The organism is Kytococcus sp. HMSC28H12, from assembly GCF_001816045.1.
GTDB classification, from domain to species: Bacteria; Actinomycetota; Actinomycetes; order Actinomycetales; family Dermatophilaceae; genus Kytococcus; species Kytococcus schroeteri.
The window spans coordinates 1-2,739 of record NZ_KV824398.1; the positions used below are offsets into that span (position 1 = coordinate 1).

4 protein-coding genes are annotated in these 2,739 nt (G+C 75.5%); 1 reads left to right on the forward strand and 3 read right to left on the reverse strand.

Annotated features, from left to right (window positions below; all coding sequences use genetic code 11):
* A partial coding sequence (locus HMPREF3099_RS05070; protein WP_202816695.1) for a hypothetical protein occupies positions 1–667 on the reverse strand: 667 nt, incomplete at its 3' end.
* 121 nt (positions 668–788) lie between these two features.
* On the opposite strand from HMPREF3099_RS05070, the gene HMPREF3099_RS05075 reads away from it, so the two are divergent.
* On the forward strand, positions 789–1,025 hold the full coding sequence (locus HMPREF3099_RS05075; RefSeq protein ID WP_070704845.1) for a hypothetical protein: 237 nt from the start codon (positions 789–791) through the stop codon (positions 1,023–1,025).
* Between the two features lie 4 nt (positions 1,026–1,029).
* Here HMPREF3099_RS05075 and HMPREF3099_RS05080 read toward each other — a convergent pair whose 3' ends face one another.
* Together HMPREF3099_RS05080 and HMPREF3099_RS05085 are read right to left on the reverse strand one after the other, a co-directional pair.
* Positions 1,030–2,094 carry an o-succinylbenzoate synthase gene (locus tag HMPREF3099_RS05080; protein ID WP_070704848.1) on the reverse strand — a complete coding sequence of 355 codons (1,065 nt, stop codon included), beginning with the start codon at positions 2,092–2,094 and terminating at the stop codon, positions 1,030–1,032.
* A 2-nt stretch (positions 2,095–2,096) separates the two neighbouring features.
* Positions 2,097–2,639 carry an NUDIX hydrolase gene (locus HMPREF3099_RS05085; RefSeq protein WP_070704851.1) on the reverse strand — a complete coding sequence of 181 codons (543 nt, stop codon included), beginning with the start codon at positions 2,637–2,639 and terminating at the stop codon, positions 2,097–2,099.
* Positions 2,640–2,739 lie beyond the last annotated feature (100 nt).

Genomic DNA, 2,739 nt, shown 5'->3' on the forward strand with positions numbered 1-2,739 from the left:
TGCGCGGGGCATGGGGGTCCCCGCCGTACGGGGCGCCGCCCGGGCCACCCATGCCGCCCGGGCCGTGCTGGCCGTAGGGGCCGTGCTCCCCGGGCGGGACGGCGGCGGCACGACGGTTGGTGCGCACCAGCTGCGCGATGCCCCAGATGATCAGGCCCATCCCGAGGAGGAAGACGAGCAGCGCCAGCAGGAAGGCGCCGACGGTCCAGCCCATGATCCCCTCGAGGGCGTCCCCGGGGGCCACGGCCATGACCGAGCCGTCACCGCATCGCAGGGTGTGGTCGCCGGCCCCCTGGGTGTGGAAGGTCCAGAAGTGCTGCGGGTCCTGCGGGTGGTCCACCAGCTGGGGGTGCAGCTCGAGCTTCTCCCCCGACGGCCCGGTGACCGAGCACGCGTCGTGGGCGAGCGACTCGCCACCCTCCCCCATCGCGTAGAGCACGCGGTCCTCGCCGGCCGGCAGGTAGCGGGTGTCCCCGTCCGAGGCCGGGTTGAGCAGGGCCCCGAACAGGTCACCCATGCCGATGGCGACGGGCAGCAGGAACGCCAGGGGCGTGCCCACCAGCAGCGTCAGCCCGCCGAACACCAAGGGCATCACCCCACGGCGGCGGGGCTGCTGCTGCGGGCGGTAGGCGTACGGGCCGGGCTGGCCTCCCGTCACGTGACTCATGCCCGGAGTCTAGGTGAGGCACCCTTCGGCACGGGGGCGCGGGGCGGAGTGGGCAGGGGCCCCGCGGCGGGGCCGGTTGTGACACCCTGCTCCCCGAACGCCCACCGAGAGGACCCCTGCCGTGCCCACCATCGTGAAGTCGATCGTCGCCGTGGCCCTGTTCGCCGTGGTGGTGACCTTCATGGGCATGGTCAACCCCCGCGGTCAGCACCGGGCCTTCCACCGCATCACGTTCTGGCGGAAGACCCCGGAGCCCACGCGCCGGGAGCTCGCGGTGCGCGCCGGGGTGAACGCCGCGCTGCTGGCGCTGGTGGTGGGCTTCATCGTGGTGATGGTCTACGACGTGCGGCCCGTCTGACGGGTCACGGTCGGGCGAGCACATCCAGGCACCGCCCGATGCGGTCGGCCCACCACGCACGCCGCGCCGGCTCCGCGACGTTCGCGACCCGGTCGGCCTCCACACGGCGCACCTCCAGCCGACCCCCCTCGGGCGCCAGCGGCGCGGACGTGACGTCCTCGGTGAACAGCCGCGCGGTGCCGAGGCCGCACGGCCCGTCGAGCTCCGGCATCGAGGCGGCGAGGGCCACCCCGGCGGCCAGGCCGACGCTCGACTCGAGGGCCGAGCTGACCACCGCGGGCAGGCCGGTGGCTGTGAGGATCTGCGAGGCCGCGGCCACCCCGCCCAGGGGTGCGGCCTTCACCACCACGAGGTCGGCGGCCCCCAGGGCGCGCACCAGCATCGGGTCGGTGGCGCGGCGGACGGATTCGTCGGCGGCGATGCGGACCGGGACGCCGCGGGCCGCCAGCAGCTCGCGCAGCTCGGCCAGCTCGGCGGCGGTGGCGCAGGGCTGCTCGCAGTAGTCCAGGTGCTCGCCGGTGGCGGCCACCTGCTCGAGGAAGGCGGCGGCCTGGCGGACGGTCCAGGCCCCGTTGGCGTCGATGCGCACCCGCACCCCGGGACCGGTGGCGTCCCGCACCGCTGCGATGCGGGCGAGGTCGGCGGCTGCGGAGGCGTCCTCGTCAGCCAGCAGGAGGGCCTTCTCGGCCACCTTGACCTTGGCGGCGGTGGCACCCGGCACCCGGGCGAGGACGGCGGGCACCTCCTCGGCGGCGACGGCCGGGACGGTGGCGTTGACCTCCACGTGCGGCCGCAGCGGGGTGGGCCATCCCCACCACCCGGCCTCGAGGGTGGCGGCCAGCCAGCGGGAGGACTCGGCGTCGTCGTACTCGGTGAAGGGGGCGAACTCGGCCCAACCGAGGGGTCCGCGCACCAGGGCGGTCTCGCGCACGGTGAGGCCGCGGAAGCGCACCGCCATCGGCAGGCGGACCACCACGAGGTGCTCGAGCAGCTCCCCGAGCTCGGGCAGCGGGCGGCCGAGGGTGGGGTCGGCCACGGCGGGTGGGCGCGGGGTGGAGCAGGGCAGCATCGTCAGTCCTCCTGCGCCACACGGACGTAGGACGGGAGCTCCGGGGGTGCAGGGTCGAGGCGGGTGACCGGGTCGTCGGCGAGCACGGCGGCCAGGCGCGCGCGGAAGACGGGCTGCAGCGGAGGGAGGTCCGTGAGCGGGAACCAGCCGGTGGCCAGAGACTCGTCGTCGCCCACCGCGGGGTCGCCGGAGAGCCAGGTGCAGGCGAAGCAGTGGTCGAGGTACTGGGCGCGGTCGCCGTTGACGTGCTCGACCGGGACGGTCACCGACACCCAGGCGAGGCGGTCCACCCGGCACGTGACCCGGGCCTCCTCGAGCACCTCCCGCTCGGCGGCGGCCGCGGGGTGCTCGCCCGGGTCGACGATGCCGGTGACCGGTGTCCACCGACCGTTGTCCGCACGCTGCACCATGAGCAGCTCCCGGTTCCCGGGCGCGGCCGGCAGCCCCGGGGCGGGTCGAAGCACCACGGCCGTGATGCCGCTCAACCACAGGGGCGCGTGCCCGATGTGGCGGCGTAGTTCGACGATGAAGTCCGGGACCGGCATGGGCGGCAGCCTAGTGATCCAGGCCGTCGAGCCGGTTGACCGCGCGGACCGCCCCGGTGGGTCGTGGGTGGCAGGCCCGGCGGCTGGGGGCGGACGGGGT